This window comes from Vibrio sp. YT-19(2023), from assembly GCF_033337395.1.
Genome location: NZ_JAWOQN010001025.1, coordinates 1 through 542 on the forward strand (window position 1 = coordinate 1; position 542 = coordinate 542).

1 protein-coding gene is annotated in these 542 nt (G+C 47.4%); it reads right to left on the reverse strand.

The window, feature by feature from the left end:
• Window positions 1-542 (reverse strand): FAD-binding oxidoreductase (locus R7E78_RS29815; RefSeq protein ID WP_318059105.1); only part of this gene is annotated, 542 nt, incomplete at both ends.

Here is a 542-nt window from a genome sequence, read left to right on the forward strand (position 1 = left end):
CGCCGTGACTAGCTGGTTTACGTGCTCTTTAAAGGCGTGGTGTTTGCTGTTTTCTGTTGCATGTACCCAAGTCACTGGCGCGAGATGTTCCGTCAAGCTTTCTAGCATTGACAGTGTTGGCGTAAGGCCGACACCTGCAGAAATCAGCACCACTGGTGTATTGGTGTCTACATCCATAAAGAAATCACCCGCTGGCGCTGCGAGTTTTACTTTATCGCCGATGTTTAGCTCATCGTGCAGATAGTTGGATACTTTACCGCCTTGTTCACGTTTTACGGAGATGCGGTAAGTGTTCTCTTGAACCGAAGAAGATAGGCTGTATTGACGGATCTCTTGGTTTTTAAACTTATCGCTGTTGATGTAGATGCCGAGGTACTGCCCAGGCTTGTACTTCGTCACTTTACTGCCATCCGTAGGTTTGAAAACAAAACTGCAAATGTGTTCACTTTCCAATTGTTTACCGACCAACTCAAACTCACGTAGCCCTCGCCAGCCACCTTCTTGCGATGCATTCGCTTGATAGATTTGCTCTTCGCGCTGGA